The organism is Paenibacillus sp. 01T424, assembly GCF_056398745.1.
In genome coordinates this window covers 34,159-53,705 of record NZ_JBFTPZ010000010.1, presented here as the reverse complement: position 1 = coordinate 53,705, position 19,547 = coordinate 34,159, and the positions used below count along the sequence as shown (strand labels likewise).

Annotated in this window: 14 protein-coding genes; 9 read left to right on the top strand and 5 right to left on the bottom strand. The window is 46.5% G+C overall.

Annotated elements, in window-relative coordinates:
• The first annotated feature begins 29 nt into the window (after positions 1-29).
• Positions 30-1,643 (top strand): extracellular solute-binding protein, encoded by a 1,614-nt coding sequence (locus AC1DPK_RS10585; RefSeq protein ID WP_477510260.1) that lies wholly within the window; start codon positions 30-32, stop codon positions 1,641-1,643.
• An 84-nt stretch (positions 1,644-1,727) separates the two neighbouring features.
• On the opposite strand, the gene AC1DPK_RS10580 is transcribed toward AC1DPK_RS10585, so the two are convergent.
• Positions 1,728-4,028 carry a helix-turn-helix domain-containing protein gene (locus tag AC1DPK_RS10580; RefSeq protein ID WP_477510259.1) on the bottom strand — a complete coding sequence of 767 codons (2,301 nt, stop codon included), beginning with the start codon at positions 4,026-4,028 and terminating at the stop codon, positions 1,728-1,730.
• A 135-nt stretch (positions 4,029-4,163) separates the two neighbouring features.
• Between AC1DPK_RS10580 and AC1DPK_RS10575 the strand changes: the two genes are divergently transcribed.
• From AC1DPK_RS10575 to AC1DPK_RS10550, 6 genes are read left to right on the top strand one after another with little or no spacing between them, the layout of a single operon-like run.
• Positions 4,164-5,549 carry an alpha-L-fucosidase gene (locus tag AC1DPK_RS10575; RefSeq protein WP_477510258.1) on the top strand — a complete coding sequence of 462 codons (1,386 nt, stop codon included), beginning with the start codon at positions 4,164-4,166 and terminating at the stop codon, positions 5,547-5,549.
• Between the two features lie 19 nt (positions 5,550-5,568).
• Positions 5,569-6,855 carry an alpha-L-fucosidase gene (locus AC1DPK_RS10570; protein ID WP_477510257.1) on the top strand — a complete coding sequence of 429 codons (1,287 nt, stop codon included), beginning with the start codon at positions 5,569-5,571 and terminating at the stop codon, positions 6,853-6,855.
• Between the two features lie 33 nt (positions 6,856-6,888).
• Entirely contained in the window at positions 6,889-7,767 is an 879-nt protein-coding gene (locus tag AC1DPK_RS10565) for a sugar phosphate isomerase/epimerase family protein (protein ID WP_477510256.1), read from the top strand.
• Positions 7,768-7,818: 51 nt separating this feature from the next.
• Positions 7,819-8,844, top strand: coding sequence for a carbohydrate-binding family 9-like protein (locus AC1DPK_RS10560; protein WP_477510255.1), 1,026 nt, complete (start codon positions 7,819-7,821; stop codon positions 8,842-8,844).
• Positions 8,845-8,850: 6 nt separating this feature from the next.
• Positions 8,851-11,496: a transglutaminase domain-containing protein gene (locus AC1DPK_RS10555; protein WP_477510254.1), complete on the top strand. Its 2,646-nt coding sequence runs from the start codon at positions 8,851-8,853 to the stop codon at positions 11,494-11,496.
• Positions 11,496-12,533, top strand: coding sequence for a glycoside hydrolase family 18 protein (locus AC1DPK_RS10550; RefSeq protein WP_477510253.1), 1,038 nt, complete (start codon positions 11,496-11,498; stop codon positions 12,531-12,533). Before AC1DPK_RS10555 ends, AC1DPK_RS10550 begins: the two co-directional genes overlap by 1 nt.
• Positions 12,534-13,327: 794 nt before the next feature.
• Here the strand turns inward: AC1DPK_RS10550 and AC1DPK_RS10545 are convergent.
• The 4 genes from AC1DPK_RS10545 to AC1DPK_RS10530 all read right to left on the bottom strand — a co-directional run bounded on the left by AC1DPK_RS10545 (position 13,328) and on the right by AC1DPK_RS10530 (position 15,912).
• Positions 13,328-14,233, bottom strand: coding sequence for an ATP-dependent DNA ligase (locus AC1DPK_RS10545; RefSeq protein WP_477510252.1), 906 nt, complete (start codon positions 14,231-14,233; stop codon positions 13,328-13,330).
• Complete coding sequence (gene ku, locus AC1DPK_RS10540; RefSeq protein WP_477510251.1) at positions 14,233-15,066, bottom strand: non-homologous end joining protein Ku; 834 nt, start codon at positions 15,064-15,066, stop codon at positions 14,233-14,235. Before ku ends, AC1DPK_RS10545 begins: the two co-directional genes overlap by 1 nt.
• Positions 15,067-15,210: 144 nt before the next feature.
• Complete coding sequence (locus AC1DPK_RS10535; protein WP_441877200.1) at positions 15,211-15,519, bottom strand: hypothetical protein; 309 nt, start codon at positions 15,517-15,519, stop codon at positions 15,211-15,213.
• A gap of 150 nt (positions 15,520-15,669) precedes the next feature.
• Positions 15,670-15,912, bottom strand: coding sequence for a hypothetical protein (locus tag AC1DPK_RS10530; protein WP_339207313.1), 243 nt, complete (start codon positions 15,910-15,912; stop codon positions 15,670-15,672).
• Positions 15,913-16,018: 106 nt separating this feature from the next.
• Between AC1DPK_RS10530 and AC1DPK_RS10525 the strand changes: the two genes are divergently transcribed.
• Together AC1DPK_RS10525 and AC1DPK_RS10520 are read left to right on the top strand one after the other, a co-directional pair.
• Entirely contained in the window at positions 16,019-17,938 is a 1,920-nt protein-coding gene (locus AC1DPK_RS10525) for a sensor histidine kinase (RefSeq protein ID WP_477510250.1), read from the top strand.
• The gene (locus tag AC1DPK_RS10520; RefSeq protein ID WP_477510249.1) at positions 17,931-19,451 is read left to right on the top strand and encodes a response regulator; all 1,521 of its coding nucleotides are present in this window, start codon (positions 17,931-17,933) and stop codon (positions 19,449-19,451) included. The genes AC1DPK_RS10525 and AC1DPK_RS10520 overlap by 8 nt, the downstream gene beginning before the upstream one ends.
• Positions 19,452-19,547 lie beyond the last annotated feature (96 nt).

The window sequence follows — 19,547 nt, the reverse complement described above, 5'->3', positions numbered from 1 at the left end:
ATAATTTTAAAAAAGGGAGAGGGTTTAGGATGAAAAAGCTAAAAAAAGCATCATCTTTGTTACTCAGCATTACGCTACTTGCTTCCGTATTAGCGGCATGTGGTTCGCCGAACAATGAGGAGAAAACGAATAGCAGCAATACAGGTTCCAAAACGTCCGCGTCCAATACGGCTGACGGGGTTAACAAAGAAGGGTTTCCGGTTGTCAGTAAACCGATTACCTTGAAGATGATGTCACAGGACGTTGGCGTTGCTGACTGGAACAAAATGCCTGTACTACAAGAGATGGAGAAACTGACAGGCATTAAGCTGGAATACCAGAACGCCCCGATCGACAGCTTTGCGACCAAGAAAAATCTAGTATTTGCAAGCGGAGATTTGCCGGATATGTTCTATGCAGCGGATCTGAAACCTGCAGAACAAGTCACTTACGGAACTCAAGGTGTTCTTATTCCTCTTGAAAAATATATTGATGAAGGCTACGCGCCAAATATTAAAAAGATCTTTGATGATAATCCGGACATCCGCAAGTCGTTCACCACGCCAGATGGACATATTTATGCGCTGCCGAACGTTGACTTAGCAGCAGTCTGGTACCGCGGTCCGATGTGGTACAACGGCAAGTTCTTGAAAACTCTTGGGGCAACAGAGCCTAAGACAACAGAAGAGCTGTACGCCTATCTGAAGCGTGTTAAGACTGAAGACCCGAATGGAAACGGTAAGCAGGATGAAATTCCGCTCACATCCGACAAACTGAACGATTTGCGCATGTACTTCCTCGGTTTCTGGGGCATTTATGATGAGGTCGTTTATGCCGATAAGGATGGCAAAGTACATTACACGCCACAAGAAGAGGGTTACAAAGGATATTTAACGTTCCTCAACCGTCTATGGAAAGAGGAATTGCTGGACCACGAGACCTTCTCGCAAACAGGTGAACAGAAGAAAGCAAAAGGGAAAAACAATCAAATTGCTTTGTTCAACGACTATTACCCTTACTTTACGCTAGGCGGCGAACCAAGCGAAGACAACCCGTTGATGACGCCAGTGAAAAGTGAAATTGCTGATTCTCCTGTCTATGGCAAGCACCCTGGTATTTCAGCGAATGGTACCTTCGCCATCACAAGCAGCAATCCGGCTCCAGAGGCAACTATGCGTTGGGTAGATTACCTATACAGCTATGAGGGCGCTACCTTGTTCAATCAAGGTCCTGAGAACCTTCTGTGGAAATATAAAAACAAGGAAACGCATGAAAAGGAATGGCTTCCTGTTCCAGGCGGCATCGACCGTGAAGAATACCGCGGAACGATGACACCAAACTATGGTATTCTAACGCCGGGTATGAACTCAAGCGATGTTGCCGTAGGCCTTCGTAGCGAATTCGATCTATGGATCGATAAGCAAAATGCAGAGAAACTTACACCAATCGCAAAACCGCCTTACCCTAACGTTTATTTGACAAATGAAGAGCAAACTGAGGCTTCTGCTTTGTTATCTGATCTGAACACTTACGTTACACAGATGGAAGCGAAGTTCGTAACGGGCCAGGAGCCGCTCTCCAATTGGGACAAGTATTTAGAGCAAATTAAAAAAATGGGCGGAAATCGGATTGCTGAGCTTTACCAAAGCGCATACGACAGATAATTGACAGATAAATAAACGAACAAGAGCATGAACCCAGAAACAGCAAAAACCCGGTCATGCGAAATGCTGACCGGGTTTTGTTTATTATTCATCATCTGAATCAGAAAGCAATTGCGCCTGTTCGTTCTCCCAGAATTGCTTGCGATATTGACCAGGCGTATAGCCGGTTTCTTTCTTAAATTTGCGTATAAAGTTAGGCGTATCCAAATAGCCGACTTGAATAATGATGTCCTTAAGCGGTGCGTTTGTCGTTTTCAGATGATGCATAACCTCTTCCATTCTTTTTTGCCAAATGTATTGGATGAAGTTAAGTCCCATCTTTTCCTTAAATGAACGGCTCACATGTGATGGCGAGATGGCATACTCATATGCAATCGTTTCTAGACTGAGCGTATGATCTCTAAAATGCTCATCGATGTAGGAGACGATCCGATCAATCTGTGATTGCTCCTCCTTCTGATTGTTGCGCTCCACTTGATTGCAGATTCGGGAGGCGAGATTCAGAAAGCCAGTCTCAATTTCATCCAAGGAATGGCTGTAAATCATATTAGGAGCCATGTCTTGAATCACATTTTGAATGCCAAGCTCGGATGCGGTTTTTAGCATCGTATTCAAAATGTCAAAGCATATGCAGCGTTTGAGCAGGGCAGACAGCTCGGATGATTGCAGGCTGCGGATCGATGGGCTGATCATTTGTGCAGCTACATCATAGCTTCCTTGCTTTAAGCTTTGAGAAAGCTTGAGCAATGAATTATTCGGTATCCAAAAGGTATGATCCGGTGTATCTTGCAGCTTCTCGAAATAAGTGATCGTGCCATGACCGCTTGTCGCTTGCAGTTCAAAAGCTGAGCAAGCTTCAATAAAGGACTGATTCAGCTGGTCAGGGCTTGAATAGCAGGTTCCAACGCCAATCGTAGGCGTAACATCAAACGTCTCTAGTATCGTGTAGAGCACCGCTTCAGCAATGTGGCGCACAGGAACCAATTCCTGCTCGGCTTGATCCCTATTAAAGCTGATAATGAGTGCAAGCTGATCCAGCTGAGGGAGCTCTACGCCATAGGCATGAGCAGCCAGCTCCGGGAATTCGATTTGGGAGAGCAGCTCTATCATTTCTTGCCGCTCCTGTCGTTCTTCTTGCGTATCTTCGATTTCATCCCATCCAATCACCATAACAAAGTGATGAGATTGGTCGAAATGAAGATCGAAGGCCTCTTGCAGCTCTGGTGAAAGACTTTGCGCATTCCCATATTTCAGGAGCATGGACAAAAAGTGATTGCGAGCGTATGGCTCTTGAAGATCAACTCGCGAGCTGTATTGCTGCAGCGCTGTTCGTATTCGATCAAGCTCGTTCCCGTTTTCGGTTGATTGATCAGCGGAATGCTTCGGCTTGGATTTGGAATTTGCGAACTCTACAAGCGTAGAAATCGGCAGGTATTGCATTCTAGCAAGCACGAGGGCAATCGCCGCTCCAACGACCACAACGATGAGGAACAGCATGACGATGAAGCTGCGGACATGCACTACGCTGCTAAGAAACTGGGAACTTGGCATGACGGTGACATAAGTCCATCCATTATTTTCCGATTTTACGGATACGATGGAATGCGGCTTGCCATTTAAGGTTTTATCGTGAATGCCTGGCGCGAGACTATATAGAGACTGCGCCTCTGCATTCGTTAAGGCTTCTCCCTGGCGATTGTCTACTAGAATTTGACCTTTGTTGTCCAAAATATAAGTCAAGCCTTGATAATTGCCTAGAATAGAATCAATTAAACTCGTAAGCTCTGATTCTTTAATTAGATACATAATCGTTCCATGTGGATTAGGGTTGTACGGCGTAATGGGAACAAGATAAGCGAGCATAGAATCCTGCAAATTAGCGCTTAGGACTACGGTGTCAGCTGGACGCATCGTTGGATATTTAACCATATTCAAATCTTGAAAAATAGTGTCTTTGCTCCAATTGTGAAAGGTAAAGGTGTTTGYGAATACATCCATGCTCGATAGACCCTTCGCGGAATAAATATTTTCATCCTTGTGAAAATACAAGAACATCTCGCTAATGATAGAGCTGGTCGCTTTGTATTGATCCAGTGCTTGTATCGCTTCACCGCTGTAATAAGAATCGTGAACCCGAAACGGAGTCAGCCTCTTGTCATACGAGACGCGTGAAGCAATTTCACTTAGCTCCTTCATCCGGCCGTCAACAATAACTTTGGCTTGCGTGAGCTGGCCGAGGCGAGATTGCTCAATTTCAGTACGTAGATTGGACACTGCGTTTTGATAGATAAATATCGTCATAAGTACTAATGGGATAAGCAAAATAAACAAGTAGRACCAGATGTATTTTAAAAACAGTTTGGATTTGAAGTAGTTTCGTTTCATATCGTCTGCCCCCTATGATCGATCAATCCTTTTCGTCGCTACTAATCATAGCAACAAATTTACAATTTGGACATAGAGCAGAAGAAGGCAATGAACGTACCGCTTACAAAAGTCCTACTATACTTGGAGGTAACCATGAGCGAAATAAAGACGACAGAAGAACTAGAGCAAGTTGTTGAGCAGGGTGTCCACAATTACAGCAGTGAAGAGCAATGGGTGAAGCCAGAGGACCCGCTTCTGCAGGAGCGGCTAGAGTGGTTCAAGGATCAGAAGCTGGGCCTTATGATGCACTGGGGGCCTTATTCACAGTTAGGTGTAGTTGAATCATGGGCGCTGAGTGACAAGGATGAGGAATGGTCACGCGATGGCATCGATTGGAATGTAGACGCAGAGGAATTGAAGCGGCAGTATTTTGGGCTAAACAAAACCTTTAACCCGCTTCGCTTTCAGCCTGAGCTATGGGCAGATCTTGCTGCGGAGAATGGCTTTAAGTATTTGAATTTTACAACCAAGCATCATGATGGCTTCTGCATGTGGGATACCCATACGACGGATTACCGGATTACGAGCCCTGATTGTCCTTTCCATTCGCATAAGTACGCCGATATTTGCAAGCAGCTGTTTGATGCTTTCCGCGCAAAGGGCTTAGCTATATCAGCATACTTCTCGAAGGCAGATTGGCATACGCCATATTACTGGGCGCCAGGCATGGAGCGTGGGTCGTTTACCGCGCGGGGGCCTTCCTATGACCCGAAGCAATATCCACATTTGTGGGAGCAATTCGTGCAGTTCACCCATGCGCAAATTATGGAGTTGATGACGAAATATGGCCGCATCGATATGTTATGGCTCGATGCAGGTTGGGTTAACGATTACCGCGATCAAAACATCCGATTAGGCGAGGTGGTTGAGAAGGCGCGGGAAATTCAGCCTTGGCTGCTCTCGGCTGACCGCACGGTCGGCGGCCCTTATGAAAATGTCATAACACCAGAGCAGACATTGCCTGAGCGTCCGCTTAACGTGCCTTGGGAGAGCTGTATTACAATGGGCACCTCATTCTCCTTCCGTTATGAGGACAAGTACAAGACGGTTCGACAGCTGATCCATCTGCTCGTTGAAATCGTTGCGAAAGGCGGAAACCTGGCATTGAATGTTGGTCCACAGCCTGACGGCAGGTTGTCGACTACAGCCATTAGCCGTATCAAAGGGATGGGCGATTGGTTGAAGGTTTATGGTGAGGCAATCTATGGAACACGAATTTGTGAGCCTTTTTCTGCTGACAATTGCCACTTTACGAGAAAAGGAGATACGGCTTATGCCTTTTATTTGTACAAGGATGAAAAAGAAGCTGTGAAAGAGGAATTATACCTCCCTATACAGAAGTCTTTCAGCCAGATTGATCTCGTAGGTGGACAAGACCATTTGCAGTACAGCCAAGCAGAAAACGGCATTATTGTCCGTTTGCCAGTGAATGAATACTCAGAACAAGCACCAATCGCGCATGTGTTTCGGATTCGTTAATCGAGAGGGGTAGTCTGCTATGCAGCAATGGTTTAAGGAAGCTAAGCTAGGTATTTTTATACATTATGGTATTTATGCAGTAGATGGTGTATCGGAGTCATGGTCGTTCTATAACGGAAGAATGAGCTATGACGATTATATGAAACAATTGGACGGCTTTACGGCTTCGAAGTTCGATGCGGACAAATGGGCTGATTTAATTGAGCAATCGGGAGCGAAGTACGCAGTGCTTACGACCAAGCACCACGATGGCGTAGCATTGTTTGATACACAGTACAGTGACCTTAGCGTTGTGAAAAAAACGCCGGCAAAGCGGGATCTGATCAAGGAATATGCGGAAGCCGTCACGAAAAGAGGGATTCGACTTGGGATGTATTATTCACTTATCGACTGGTCGCATCCCGATTATCCATCTGTGTTTGAAGGCGGCAAGGTGCCGGATGACTTGTCTAAGGTTAACAAATTTTCGAGCCCGATAGATGGTGTTCAGGATGAAGAAAAGTGGAATGCTTTTCTGAAGTTTAACAATGATCAGCTGCGGGAGGTTTTAACGAACTATGGGAAGGTTGATCTTCTTTGGTTCGACGGCGATTGGGAACGCAGCGCTGAGCAGTGGAATTTGCCCGAATTCAAGCAATATCTGCAATCGTTTAACCCAGACATTATTATCAACTCGCGCCTGCAAGGTTACGGGGATTACAAGACACCGGAGCAAGGGATTCCGATAACGCGGCCGGAGGGGCCTTGGGAGTTTTGCACAACCATTAATAGTTCGTGGGGGTATGTGCCGACGGACGATAAATATAAATCATTAAATCAAATCATTCGAATGTTCTGTGATTGCATTACCTTGGGAGGCAACATGCTGCTTGATATCGGGCCGATGGAGGATGGAACGGTAGATAAACGGCAAGAGGATATTTTGCTGGGATTAGGCGAATGGATTCGAACGCACGAAGAAGCGGTGTTTGGGACTGATGAAGGCATTATGACCCGCTATTATTTGGGCGGCAGCACCATATCCAAAGATAAAAAGTCATTGTATCTGTTTGTGTATGATGATCCGAAAGAGAATGTATGCCTAAAGGGATTATGCAACAAGGTCAAAAAGATTACGGTGCTGCATTCCGGCAAAGAGCTTACGCATGAAATTCATGGCGGGGTGCCGTGGTTCAATATTCCGGGGACGACATGGATTCATCTGACAGCGGAAGACACTCACAAGCAAGTGACCGTGCTTAAGCTGGAATTTGATGAGGAGCTTGATATGTATGGTGGTTCAGGCGCAGTTGTAACGCATAACTAATCAAGTGATCTGTCTACTTAGGAGGAAGAAACGATGAAAATTGGATTAAGTTCTTACAGCTTGCTAAGCGCCATAAAATCGGGAGAGATGAGCATTCTTGATGCCATCTCTTGGATAGCCGATAACGGCGGCGAGCATATGGAGATTGTTCCATATGGCTATACGCTCGTTGACAACCCTGAGCTGGCGGATGCTGTACGCGAGAAAGCAAAGGAGGTTGGCATTGCCCTCTCCAACTATTCGATGCCGGCGAACTTCGTGCAGGATACGGAGCAATTGTTTGAAGAGGAGGTCGCGCGGGTCAAGCTGCATGTTGATCTTGTGCATCGACTCGGCATGAATCATATGCGGCATGATGTAACCGCCTTCACCATTCCGCCGGAGAAGATGACGATTCAGTGGTTCGAGGAGAACCTTCATCTCATGGTGAAGGGCAGCCAGCTCATCGCGGACTATGCCGCGCAATACGGCATTACAACGACGATAGAGAATCATGGCTTCAGCGTACAGTCCAGCGACCGGGTTCAACGTGTTCTTTATGCGGTAGACCGGCCGAATTTCAAGACGACTCTCGATATTGGCAACTTTATGTGCGTAGATGAGAATTCGATCATCGGCGTTAAGAAAAACTTGCCTTATGCATCGCTTATCCATTTCAAAGATTTCTACTTCCGTCCATATGATCAGCATCCGGGTGACGGTGATTGGTTTTTGACCTCGAACGGCAACTACCTGCGCGGGGCGATTGTAGGTCAAGGGGATATTGAGATCCGTAAAATCGTCAAGCTTATTAAGGAATCGGGTTACGATGGTTATATGACGATCGAATTCGAAGGCATGGAAGAGTGCAAATCCGCCTCCCGCATTGCGATGGACAACCTGCGCCGCTTCTGGCATGAATGTGTACTTTAAGCGAGCTTCATCGTTTTCAAAGATTCATAGTAATTCAAACGGAGGGATAACATGAATTTAAGCGGATTGCAGGAGCCGAACATCGAATATGCACCCAAACATTATGTATGTCGCCGCGCGGCGGAGCCGCTCATTCTTGACGGGCGAGTAGATAAGCCGTTCTGGGCAGCAGCGGACTGGACGGACGATTTTGTAGATATCGAAGGCGATCTTCGGCCAAAACCTGCGAAGCAGACCCGCGTGAAAATGCTGTGGGATGACGACTATTTCTATTTTGCGGCAGAATTGATTGAAGACGAGATTTGGGCGACATTGACGGAGCGGGATTCGGTCATTTTTTATGATAATGATTTTGAAATATTTATTGATCCCGATGGCGACAGCCACAATTATTATGAGTTTGAAATTAACGCGCTGAACACCGTGTGGGATCTGCTGCTGGTTAAGCCATACCGTGACGGTGGTCCGCCGATTAACGGCTGGGACATTAGCGGGCTTCAGACAGCTGTACATATTGACGGCGAGCTGAATCGGCCGGAAGCAGCGAATCGGAAGTGGAGCATTGAAGTAGCGATGCCTTGGAAAAGCTTGCGCGAATGCGCGCCTGAAGGCAGAGCGCCAGTAAATGGCGAGTTTTGGCGCGTCAATTTCTCCCGCGTTGAATGGCGCGTTGAAGTGAAGGATGGCGAATACCGCAAGATCATCAACCCGGATACGGGCAAATCCTATCCAGAGGACAACTGGGTATGGTCTCCGATGGGACTTGTTAATATGCATTATCCTGAGCTATGGGGTTATGTCATGTTTGCAGGGGAAGATGGTCCTGATTCGTTCGCACAGCCGCCGGATGAACGCATAAAGTGGGAGCTGCGCAAGCTCTATTATCGTGAGCGCAATTACTTTGCAAGTCACGGTGAATTTACTGCTGATGCGGAATCGCTGATGCATGGCGGAGAGCAGTGGAGCATATTGCCTGCCATTGAGACGACCCGCTCCATGTTCCAAATCACAACGCCGTCTAGCGACGGGAAGTCGAGCTTCTGCATTAGGCAAGACGGAAAGCTATGGAAGGAGTGAGTACGCATGACATTGCAAACCTCTGTATTCTCATTAGAGCAAGCGTCGATGGAGCTGATTGAACGCAAGTTTCGTGAGAAGCAGCTGCTTGCTAAGGCGAGAGAGCATGAGCTGTTTGATATTTTTCAGCAGCCGCTAACGGATGAAGAGACATGGGCGCTTAAATATTTGTACGCCTATATGCCTGTAAATGATATGGCTGATTATGACGGTACGTTATTTCTAAGCCATGTGCGGCAGACGCTGGACATTCGGGGAAAAGTGCCTTGGGGGAAACGGGTGCCGGATCATCTCTTCCTGCATTTTGTGTTGCCCTACCGTGTGAACACGGAAAACATCGAGGATTCACGCGGTATCTTGTACAGTGAACTGGCGGAGCGTACTGCGCATTTGTCGATGGAGGATGCGATTCTGGAGACGAACTACTGGTGCCATGAGAAGGCGAACTACATTGGCAGCGATCTGCGGACGATCTCGCCGCTTACGATGATTCGAAATGCTCGAGGCCGGTGTGGTGAGGAATCGACACTTGCTGTTGCAGCGCTTCGGAGCATTGGCATTCCTGCTCGCCAAGTGTACACCCCGCGCTGGGCGCATTGTGACGATAACCATGCTTGGGTAGAAGCTTGGGCTGACGGGCAGTGGCACTATATCGGCGCCTGTGAGCCGGAAGCTCGCCTTGATCAAGGCTGGTTCACTCCTCCAGCGCGGCGGGCAATGCTGATCAATACTCGGGTATTCGCAAATTACCCGGGCCCTGAGGATATTACGCTTGCGGATAATTGGTTTACAGAAATTAATTTGCTTGAGGGTTATGCGCCTACTCGAAGCATTACTGTCGCTGTGAAGGATGAGCTGAACGAACCGGTCAGCGGCGCGAATGTTTATTTTGAGCTCTATAATATGGCTGAATTTTATCCGATTGCTGAGCTGAAGACAAACGAACTGGGTGAGGCTGCGTTTAAGACAGGCTACGGAGATCTGTTGATTCGTGCTGTGATGGATGGCAAGTGGGGAGAAAAGAAGGTTACAGTTAGTGATCGTGTGCGCTTCGAGATCGTTCTGGATCAAGTGCAGCAGCCCGAAGGGATAACTGACTTTGATATGGTTCCACCTCCTGAACGTAATGGCAAAGCTCTCGATGTGCTTTCCGAGGAGAAGGTTCAGCGGCATAATAGCCGCCTGGAAGAAGGCACGGGCATCCGCAGCGGCTATGAACAAACATTCCTAAGCGAAGCGCAGGCGTCGGATATTGCCGCGGCTGCTGGTCTTCCGCAGGAGCGAGTGTGGGATGTGCTGCGCAAGGCACGGGGAAATAGCCGCGAGATCGCAGCTTTCTTGCAGGAACGCTCTGCTGAATTTGGAGAATGGCCGCTTAAGCTGCTGGAGAGCTTGAACGAGAAGGATCTTTCCGATACGTTCCGCAAGGAGCTTGACGATCATCTAATCGGTTCTCTGACACAGCGCGGTGAGCTTCCCGAAGACATCTTCTCGCGGTATATCCTTTGTCCGCGAGTGTTATATGAAATGATCGTACCTTATAAGCATTTTTTCCAAGAGGTGTTCACTGAAGCACAAGTGGCATTGTACCGGCAAAATACAGCTGAGCTTGTACGCCATCTGGATTCAGAGTGGTCGTTGTGGGAGGATCTTCCTAATCTGAAGGGCAGAGGCAACCCAGTTGGAACCTTTAAGATCAAGAAAGGGGATCAGGCTTCTCTCAATATTATGTTTGTGGCGATCTGCCGTAGCATAGGCATTCCAGCACGTCTGCATCCAAGTGAGCAAAAGCCGCAATACATGGCGATGGCTAACGTTGGCTGGCAGGATGCATTATTTGCAAATCGAGCGTTGCAGCAATTGGAGCAGAAGGTAAACGGCAAGCTGCGGCTTCTTAAAGATAACGAGTCATCCGATGAAGCTAAGGCAGCTTCGTACTCTGAGAACTTCACGTTCGCCCGGCTGGAGAACGGCATATATAAAACGCTAGTTTACCCTAATGGTAAATCTGATGTTTACGATGAGCTGTTCGAGCTTGCGCAAGGCAGCTATCGATTGACCACAGGTATTCGGTTAAAAGATGGTACCGCATGCGTTCGCTTTACCTATTTCGAGTTGCGTGCAGGAGAACAAATGGATATTCCGCTGACTTTCCGAAGTGCGAAGCAAGGTATTCCAGTACTCGGGGCGCTAAACAGAAACGATACGTTTACGATGCTCGATGGTTCAGACCAATCGATTGGTGAGCTTATCGGCATGAATGGGGCAATTGTTGCTTGGCTGGAGCCGGAGCGCGAGCCTACCAAACATTTATTCCGTGAACTCAGCGAGCTTGCTGAGCCGTTGACCGAACTTGGAGCGCCGATTGTGCTTGTCGTAGGTGATTCCGAATGGACGGCATCTTTTGATCCTTCTCGTTATAAGGGGTTGCCTTCGCGTACCGTGTTTGTTCGTGATTCCACTTACGCGTCTTTGCCGGACTTTATAGCAGTGCCGCCAGCTAGCGAAGCGGGTTTCCCGCATCTGCTCGTACTGGATGGCCAAGATCAAATTCGTTATACAGCATCAGGATACAAGATCGGTACAGGGAAAGAAGCATTGCAGATTCTCACTAGCATATGGCAGCAACCAACGAAACGGAGTGATACGTAATGGCAAGTCGAAAATATATTGTGGCGGGTTATGCATCAGATTCAAAGCTTCCAGACATGACGCGTGAAGATTTAACGAAGCTTACCCATTTGAATGTGGCATTTGGCCATGTGCGCAATGATGAAATTATTACAGAGCATTTGCAGCATATTGATGTTCTTCGCAAGATTAAACACGAGCATCCAGAGCTGACCATATTATTGTCTGTTGGCGGTTGGAGCGCAGGCGGGTTTTCTGAAGCTGCATCTACTGCTGAAGGGAGAAGCCGCTTCGCAGATTCGGCGGTTCGTGTATTAACCAACTATCCATTTGATGGAGTCGATCTCGATTGGGAGTATCCTTGTTATGGTGAAGCGGGCATAGCGTCGAGTCCAGATGATAAGACCAATTTCACTCTGCTGCTCAAAACCATCCGCGAAGCTTTGGACGAGAAGGGCGCAAGTGACGGAAAACATTATTTGCTTACGATTGCGGCAGGCGCGGACCAATATTATGTAGACGGTACAGAAATGGATCAAGTCCAGCAATACTTGGATTTTGTTCAGCTGATGACCTACGATATGCGCGGTGGATTTCAAATTTTAACGGGGCATCATACGAATCTGTATACACCAACCGGAGATTTATTCCGCATCAGTACGGATGCATCCGTTAATTTGTTCATCCGAGCAGGCGTGCCGAAGGAAAAGATCGTTATAGGCGCGGCGTTTTATACTCGGGTTTGGCATAACGTTCCTAATCGCGCAAATGGGCTTCATCAAATGGCGGGCAGCACAGGCGGATATGGACCAGATTTCACCAAGCTTGCAGCGGAATACATCAATAAAAACAATTATGTTCGATATTGGGACGACGAAGCGAAGGCGCCATACCTCTACGACGGAAGCAGCTTTATCTCCTATGACGACGAACAATCGCTGCATCATAAATGCGAGTATGTTAAGGCGAGTGAGCTTGGCGGCGTAATGTTCTGGGAATACAGCTGCGATGAAACGCACCGTTTGCTCCACGCGATATATGAAGGACTTAAGGAGTAGCTGGATTGGGAAGTTGCTTTGTGGTATCGGTGTGGCTCTAGTTAGTTTAGTGGACGCATGCGCATGAAGCACAGGTGGAAGTCTGTCATTCAAAATAAGACTATTTTCTAGACCTATTTCCGCGAAAAGCTAATGTTTGTTGAAAATAGGTCTAGATTCTAGCGCTATTTTTATTGAATCGACGTATAGTCGGGCATTTGGCGGGTTATGAGTGGAAATAAGCCTAGGTTCTAGTTCTATTTCCGCGAAAAGCTGATGTTTGTTGAAAATAGGTCTAGTTTCTAGCGCTATTTTTACTGAATCGACGCATAGTGGTGTATTTGGTGGGTTATGAGTGGATATAAGCCTATTTTCTAGTCCTATTTCTGCGACTAGCTCAAGTTTGTTGAAAATAGGTCTAGATTCTAGCGCTATTTTTACTGAATCAACGTATAGTGGGGCATTTGGCGGGTTATGAGTGGAAATAACACAATTTTCTAGACCTATTTCCGCGAAAAGCTCAAGTTTGTTGAAAACAGGTCTAGATTCTAGCGCTATTTTTACTGAATCGACGCATAGTGGGGCATTTGGCGGGTTGCGAGTAGAAATAAGCCTACTTTTTAGTCCTATTTCCTTGAAAAGCTCATGTTTGTTGAAAATAGGTCTAGATTCTAGCGCTATCTTTACTGAATCGACGCATAGTGGGGTATTTGTCGGGTTTGGGCGGAAAAGTGTAAGAGGAGGTTGTCCCGCAAGTAGTATGACCTTGTGGGGCAACCTCCTCTTTAATCGTCCGATTAAACTTTTCATCAGCGCTAAACCTCGCCGTCTCCCGCACCGAAACCTAGCAGTTTCGGTTGGCGAAGCAGGCCCGTATCCGTAAACTCGAGTGCGGTCACCCTGCATGGGAAATGTACGGCAAGCCAGACTACGTCGGATTTCTTCATGCCTTGCGAAAGCGAAGGGAAGGGGCAATCTCCCGGGTGGTCATGCATAAACTGGAGCAACAGTTTTTTTGATGCATTGTCGAGCCCCGACACATGCCCAATATATTTATTTTCATATTGCAGCACGAGGCTCGACACAAGGCCATCCCTTAATTTCACCCCAACAACGTCCGCGACGATTCGTACTTCCTTTCGTTTCTTGAACCAATCCTTATGGCCTTTGCCCTCGCTGTAAGGACTATCCAGACGCTTCGATATGAGCCCTTCCCACTCCCGTTCGATAAGCCATTCCCATAAGGACTGACCATCATCAAACAAGTCGGTGACGAACAGGCGCGGCGATTTTTCAGGAAACTTGGCAGCAAGCCGGCTGTAACGATCACGGAAGGGAAAGCTGCGCAAATCTTCACCGTTATCATTGAGCATATCAAACATGACGAATAAAAGATCATCTTTGCCTGACCTTTTCTGTACACCTAGGCGGCTGCGCTGAAAGTTTGGACGAGTACCGTCAAAATAGACGATTTCACCATCAAGGATGCAAGGCCCAACACGCAGCGGCGACAAGAGAGCTACAATTTCAGGGAAAGTGGTATTTCTCGGCTCTACTCGTTTGGAAAATAGTTCAACACCGCCGCTGCCATCTAATCGAGCGAGCGTGCGAACGCCATCCCATTTGATTTGATATCCCCACTCCGAGCCAGTAGGGATATCGGGTGAAGTAACTGGTGCCATGGGCACCTTCGGCAGAGGAAGCAAAGACATCGTGTTCATTATCCGGCATCCTTCGCTTTTCTAGTAGTGCTCTTCCTTTTCTTTGGAGCAGCAGGCGGTGTTTTGGCAGCTTCGAGGGAAGCTTGCAGCGCAGCCAGCAAGTCAATGACATTCGTCCGTCCAACAGCCGGAGCCGAAACCATATCAACGCTTTCGCCCGCCATTTTATGCTGAATAGCTTCAAGCATGGCAGCCCGGTAATCATCGGTATATTTTTCAGGATGAAACGGTTCAGACAGCTGCTCAATGAGCTGTTTTGCCATTTGCAGTTCCTTTTCATTGACATTAGCAAGCCCAGGTAGGTTAGGCACTTCTGCTAGCGGCCGAATTTCATCTGGATAATGCATTGTCTCCATGCATAAGCAGTTTCCGACAACGCGGATCGCGGCCAAGCTGCTTTTGCTGCGGATCGATATTTTGGCGATGCCGATTTTACCTGTTTGCTTGATCGCTTCAAGCAGCAGCGTATAAGCTCCAGCCCCTGACATGTCGGGAGAGAGGTAATAAGCTTTTTGATAATAGAGAGGATCGATATCCGTTAAATCGACAAAGTCGAGAATTTGAATAACCCGTGCAGATTCAGGCTTTAGCGCTTCAAGCTCCTCTTCATTAAAGAGGACAAACTTGTCCTTCTCGTATTCAAAACCTTTAGCGATATCCTCTGGTTTAACGGCTTCATCGCAGTGAGGACAAGTCTTCACATAGGAAATAGGCATGCCGCAAACCTTATGTATTTGGCGGAAATGAATATCCTTATCTTCTGTTGCTGTAAACATTTTTACAGGCACATGAACCAATCCAAAGCTAATCGCACCTTTCCAAACTGTATGCATACAATCCCCGCCCTGCTTTTTTTCCATAGGATGCGCGCGTTTGGTTAAAGTATACGAGGAATGGACAATCTCACCATATCAAGCCGATAACAAAAAGACCCTTCGCAAGCTCATTTGAACTTGTGAAAGGTCTCTATGCTAAAGCTATTTTTCGCTTTTTTGCTCGTTTTTGGCAAGCTGCTGCCGAAGCTCTGCATTTTTTGCAGCTAATTGTTTAGTTAAAGCAGCCTGCGAAGCATCAATTCTGGCTACTTCTTCGTTTAATTTCGTAATTTGAGTCATCTTGCTGCTAAGGTCGGTGGGGGAAGAGCTCATTTTGATGTTTTTTTGCAGTTGTTTTATTTTAGAGAGAGCTTTCTCTTTTTTGCTTTTATCGTTGCTGGTTTGCTGTTGCATGTCAGCGATTTCTCTTTTTAAGCGGCTGATAATGGATGTTGTGAAGCTAATGGACATAAGGGCACCTCATAATCGTATAGTGTTGCATCGCCCCATTTTACTATAAATCGCTCGTTTAAGCGAGAAAGAAAGACCCGGAAGAATGCCACCAAAATAAGGTGCTCTCCCGGGTCTCCGTTCATGCAAACGGTTTAGGCTGCTGTTAGTTTATTGATTGAGCTCTTGTTTGTGTTCCTGACTGTCCATGCTGTTCACGCTGTTCATGCTTTTCTTGCGAACGGTCGGTCTAATAAATCGTCCAAGAAGCATAAATAATGGCGAGGTTTCGAGTTCGACAAGATTGAGCATCTCCGCCCAGTTAAAGATGACCAGAAACGGCAGTAACCCAATGGCCAGTATGCCGAATATCAGTCCGACGGAAACATTTCGAAGCATTTTACCAATTGTCATGCTCTCATCTCCAATCTTGCGGATTCTCTCACCTTTACATTATACGCCCCTTCCGAGGCGCCATTCAACCGTACCCTTCAATTGCCGATTATTAAGGAGCATACTTGTGCCAGCAAATCATACTGAAGTATTATTAAACCTTGTACCCCATATCGTGAACTCCGATCAACCTATAGAGCAACGATCATTCACGGGAAAGGAGCTTATTTTGAAGGCAAAAAGCTTGTACCACAACTATGTCAAAAATAATCTTTTCATGAAAATGATTTTGTTGTTTGCATTGATCACAACAGTGACGATCGTAACCTTTTCGTATTTTATGTTTAATGTCATGTCAGAATCGATTGTACGCAATGAGCTTGAAAATCAGAAAAAAGCGATCGATAGCGTGAATAGCTACATGGCTCGTAAATTTGAATCGGTGGAGTCCATTATGCTTGATGTGTATCGGAATGAAGCCTTATCCCTTCATCTTACTTACTTTCTTCAAAATCCATTCGAGGATTACATCAATTATCAATTGGATCAGTATGCCTCTTCTATTAATATCGACATGCCGAAGGGGCTGGATTATTTTGAAAATAAGGTTGAAAATGATGCCGATATCGAGAACCTGCTGCTATACAGCTCGGAAAAGCAGTTTTTGTACGCATACAAGCAGGGGCATGTAACGAAGTTAATATCTACGAATGCCGCACATTCCTATATCCCGGATGCCATGGCGATGGAAGCAAGTAAAGTAACGCTGCCGAATGCATGGGTACGAACGGCAATTGGACAGCAGGATCCAAAGCTATTCGCGATACGTGTCCCCATTACGGACAAAAATACGTTGAAAAACCTAGGGCAGCTGCTCGTTTATTTCAACTCAGAACGGATTCAAAAAGCACTTGAGAGCTATAAAGAGCAATTAAAGGGCTACATTCTTGTCCTCGGACCAACAGGGGAAGTGCTCTTCGATTCCTCAGACAACTTTTATGGTAAACGGTACCCTTATATCGATAAAATTGATTCCTTAAATGACACTGTGATGCTTGAGCAGGAATCTTATGTCAAGATGTTCACGCAAACCGAAGCGGGTTATACCGTAGTTGGTGTAGCGCCAAAGGCGGAGGTAGCTGCTGCCTATCAAGGCTTGAAGCACACGATTACATTGATTAGTATCATTTGTATCATTATGGTGCTGCTAGTTCCGACCTTGGTTGTTATCAATTTCGCGAAACGAACGAATAAAATAATACGATTTATGCGCAAAGTGGAGAACGGCGACTTGTCCGCACGCATCCAAGACGAGAAAGAGGACGAGCTTGGGCAAATTTCCAGAAGCTTTAACGATATGCTCGGCGAGCTGACAAAGCATATCGACCGCGTCTATAAAGCGGAGATTAAACAAAAGCATACAGAGCTTGCTGCTCTGCAGGCTAGAGTGAATCCGCACTTTTTGTACAATACGCTCGAAGTGATTCGGATGCGGGCCGTATCGCAAGGAGCGAAGGACGTAGGCGAAATGATATACAGCTTATCGGTGTTATTCAAAAGCTTCGTTCAGCCCAAAGGTGAAAACACGCTCAAGGATGAGCTAGAGACTTCGCGCCTCTATTTGGAGCTGTTTCGGATTCGTTATAAGGATAAGCTGTCTTATGAAATTCATTGCGATCAGAGCTTGGCAAGCAAAAATATAATGCGAATGGCACTTCAGCCGATCATTGAAAATTACGTTGTACATGGTCTAGAAGCGCGCAGGCCGGATAACCAAGTGAAAATAAATGTTCGGCAGATAGAGGATCGCATACAAATTCAAGTCGAGGATAATGGCAGAGGTATAGCGTCTGGGCGACTCGCGTCCATTCGTGAGTCGATGGACACGCTGGAGGAAAGCGGCGATTCCTTTGGTCTTCGCAGTGTGCATGAGAGACTGAAGCTGCTGTATGGAACGGAATATGGTGTTGAAATTAACAGCACGCCAGGCGTCGGAACGATCGTAACGATTGAATTCCCAGTGCTAGAGGAGGCGCAGCATGTATAGAGTATTTCTTGTAGATGACGAGCCGTTTATTATAGAAGGCTTGTACGACATTATTGATTGGGCGGCGTTTGGCCTTGAAATCGTCGGTTCAGCAGAAAATGGCCAAGATGCGCTTGAAGCGTTGAAGGAGTCATCAGCTGATATTTTGCTTACGGATATTTCAATGCCTGTGATGGACGGCTTAACTTTGATTCGGGAAGCACGGCAATTCCGGCCGGATTTGAAGGTCATTATTTTGAGCGGCTTCAACGAATTTGACTATATCAAGTCAGGGCTTAAGCTTGGTGTGGAAAATTATTTGCTTAAACCGATTAATATTGACGAGCTKCAGGAGACGCTGGCTAATACAATCGACAAATTGAACACAACAAGGCCAGACCGATTATTTAGTGATTATGATATTCGCATTCTTAGGGATAATATATTGTATCGGTGGCTGACTGGACGCATTGCGCCAAATGAGCTGATCGAACGTACCGATATGCTTGAAATCCGGCTGGATGCGCCTTATCTTGTGACTGCGATTATTCGAACGGAAAGTCAGTTCGAGCCGTCCTATGAAGCCGTACAGCGGCTTGCCATGGAAGATCCGTCGATGCTGCCGTTTGTGGACATTGATGGCGACTTGGTTATCGTGTTTATGCTGGAGGACAAGGAGCAGGGTAAGGAAAAGGCGATAAGCATGCTTGAAAATATGCAGAAACGGTTCGCTCCGAGCCCGATGCGTATTTCACTTGGCAGTGTGGAGGCGGTAGGCGAGGGAGCGCCGCAAAGCTACGCGCATGCGAAGAAAGCGCAGGAATATTTCTTATTATCCGACGAGCCGGCTATTTTGGACTATAGCTTGTTATCGGAGAAGAACAGCATTGAGAATGTAACGTCGCAGCCGCTGAATTGGTCCTTATTCTCGAAGCTGATTAAGGCGAAGGAACTAGAGCAGCTTCATGCGGCAATCGATGCTGAATTTGAGCATTATCAGACGCTGGACGGCGTTACGCCGGAATATATTCAAAGTATGGCCATTGAGATGATGATACGGTTCAAAATGGAGCTCAAAGAAATTAAGCAGGCAGATCAGCCTGAGCTGTTCAAAGCAGGTTTCACGCAAATCATGCAAGCCGAGACGATTGAAGGGCTCTCCTCCGTCGTCAAAGAAGCAGCTACCTTGACGGTGGATTCGCTTATGCGCGACGTGAAAAGCCCGATCATTCAGCTGCTGCTTGGATATGTGCATGAGAACTATGCACAGGCGCTGTCGCTCAAATCGCTCAGCCAGCAATACAACATCCATCCTGTTTATCTCGGACATCTGTTTCAGAAAGAGACAAATGAAACCTTTACCGAGTACATAAACAAATATCGAATAGGCAAGGCTAAGGAAATGTTGAAGGAGACGAATCTGAAGGTGCAGGAAATTGCGCTTCAGGTTGGCTACTGGGAAACTGGATATTTTTACAAGCAATTTAAAAAATATGTTGGCATTTCGCCGACTGATTACAAAGGACTACTCTAATGCAAGATGGAGTTGTCCTTTCTTTCTTTAATTTGTACACCATACCTTTAATTTGTTCCCTATTTGAAAACCGTTACATCCGTTATTTTTAAGTTA